This is a genomic window from Rubritepida flocculans DSM 14296 (assembly GCF_000425365.1).
GTDB classification, from domain to species: domain Bacteria; phylum Pseudomonadota; class Alphaproteobacteria; order Acetobacterales; family Acetobacteraceae; genus Roseococcus; species Roseococcus flocculans.
In genome coordinates, this window is record NZ_AUDH01000062.1 from 1 (window position 1) to 2,479 (window position 2,479).

Annotated in this window: 2 protein-coding genes; both read right to left on the reverse strand. The window is 64.9% G+C overall.

Annotated elements, in window-relative coordinates:
- Positions 1 to 316: 316 nt before the first annotated feature.
- Complete coding sequence (locus H596_RS0118750) at positions 317 to 1,303, reverse strand: NADPH:quinone oxidoreductase family protein (RefSeq protein ID WP_027286173.1); 987 nt, start codon at positions 1,301 to 1,303, stop codon at positions 317 to 319.
- 4 nt (positions 1,304 to 1,307) lie between these two features.
- A complete protein-coding gene (locus H596_RS0118755; protein ID WP_027286174.1) occupies positions 1,308 to 2,285 on the reverse strand; it encodes a Bug family tripartite tricarboxylate transporter substrate binding protein in 978 nt (325 codons plus the stop codon).
- Between the last annotated feature and the right edge of the window lie 194 nt (positions 2,286 to 2,479).

Below are 2,479 nucleotides of genomic sequence, written 5' to 3' on the forward strand. Positions count from 1 at the left end.
ACTACGAGAGGCGCCTCGACGTGTCCGAAGCCATGATCCACGTCGCCATGGGCGCCCTCCTGCTCCGCCGCGTCGCACATCGGTAATTCTCAAACGGACTCTCAGCGGAGTTCGAGATCGTCGGCGATGGCTTCGATCAGCTCCACGTCGCCACCTGCCGGGAACACCCTTGCCCCAATGGCCGGATGAGCACCGCTGACCAGCAGATGCATGCCGAACTCGGAGAGGCGTAGAGCGAACGGATGTGGGCGATCGAAATGCTGGCGCTAGTTAGGTACGCGCGTAGCGATCGGTCGCGTGGGATCTCCTAGTGGCGTTAAGGTCGCATTGTCAGAACGACGCGCCCGATAGCCTGGCGCGAGGCAAGCAGGTCGAGCGCCTCGGCGAAGCGCGCCATCGGTACGCTGTGCGAGATGTGCGGACGCAGCCTGCCTTGCGCGGCATGGCCGTACATCCAGCGTTCATAGGCCTCTCCGACGGCAGGATCGCGCTCGGCGTGGGTCAGGGCCTGGACACCAACGACACTGATGCATTTCAGCAGCGGCTGGTTGCCTGGAATCTGCTGGATTCGGCCGCCGGCGAAGCCGACGACGAGGATGCGTCCGCCGAAGGTCATGCAGCGCAACGAGGCATCGAAGGTGTCACCTCCTAGCGGGTCGAAGACGACATCCGCGCCGCGGCCGTTGGTGATCTCGTGCACCCTCTGGCGGAAATTCTCCCGACGGTGATCGATTGTATGGTCGGCACCCTTGGCCCTCGCGATGGCGAGCTTGTCCGCGCTGCCGGCGACGGCAATGACCGTCGCACCCAGGAGCTTTCCGACCTCGACAGCAGCTAAGCCAACGCCGCCGCCGGCGCCGTGGACGAGAAGCGTTTCGCCCGGCATGAGCTGGCCGCGCTGCAGCAGCGCATTGGTCGCGGTCGCGGTCGCGACATGGAAGCAGGCCGCCTCGGCAAAGGTAAAGGGGTCGGGCATCAGCCGCACTGCATGCTCAGGCGCAACGATCTCCTCAGCAAAGGCGCCGTAACTAAGAGTGAGCAGGACACGGTCGCCCACGCGACACCGTGTCACGCTACTCCCAACCGCGTCCACCACGCCCGCGGCTTCCCGTCCGAGCGCGAATGGCAAGGGCGGCTTGAACTGGTAACGACCAGCAGCCATGAGCAGATCCGGGAAGTTCAGGCCGGCGGCATGGATCCGTACGCGGACTTCGTTCGGCCCCGGCGGGCCAGCGGGCGGAATCTCCTCCAGGTGCAGCGCGGCTGGTCCTTCCAAGACACGACAAAGGACGGCTCGTGGCATGGCATCACTCCAAACGTATGCCGGCGGCGCGAATTACAGCTCCCCATTTCTCGGCTTCGCTTTCCAGGAAGTCCCGATACGCGGCGGTCGGCATTGCCATCGTGACGGTGCTGCTCTGTGCAAGACGCTCGACCACGGTAGGCTCTGCCAGGATGTCAAGCATCTCCGACGAGAATCGACGGATGATCGCGTCCGGCGTTCCGGCGGGCGCCATCACGCCCTGCCATGACTCGGCGGTGAAGCCGGGTGCGATCGCCTCGGCGATGGTTGGTACGTCGGGCAAGCTCGCCACACGCTGGGCAGAGGCGATGCCGAGGGCGCGGACAGTTCCGTTCCGCACGAAGGGGATCGCTGTGTTCGTGGTGTCCATGTAGAATTGTACGACGCCGCGGACGAGGTCGGTCAAGGCCGGTGCCCCGCCCGAGTAGGGCACATGCGTGGCGTGCCCCCGCAGTTCCAGCAACAGTCGCGCCGATGCCAGATGCGTGGTGTTGCCGATCCCGGCCGAGGCATAGGAGAGGCCCGAGTTCGGGCGGCGCACTAGGGCCGCGAATTCAGCTAGGCTCTGTGCCGGCAGCGACGGATGCACGAGCAGGATCAGCGGCACCCTCGCCACTCCGACCACCGGTGTCAAATCGCGCCGCCAGTCATAGGCCATGTTGGATGTCAGCGCGGGCGAGGTGACGATGAAGGACGTATTGTAGAGTAGCGTATAGCCATCGGGCGCTGCGCGGGCGACGACGAGCGCGCCGATGTTGCCCTGGCCACCGGGCCGATTCTCAATCAGCACGCTGACGCCTAGCTTCTCGCTCAGCCGCTGTGCGAGGAACCGTGCAGTGATATCGGTCCCTCCACCGGCCGAGAAGGGCATAACGATGCGGATGGGCCGTGTCGGCCAAGGGGTATCCTGCGCCTGCGACGCGGCGAAGGGGGCCGTCAGGAGAGCGAGGATCGCTAGGACAATGTAGGCGGAGTGACGCATGTGTGATCCTTCCTCCGGGACACTCACTGACTATCGTCGCCGTCTTGTCGCGGAAAGGATGCAGGCTGAAAAAGCACATATGTGGCGGAGAACGATGTTCTCAGAGTCTTGTGTGGACGGCCCCTTCGACGCAAGGGCGATTTGACGATCGGCGCCGCGGTCGGGTGCGGTCATGTGTCCGGCCTGTCTGCGCG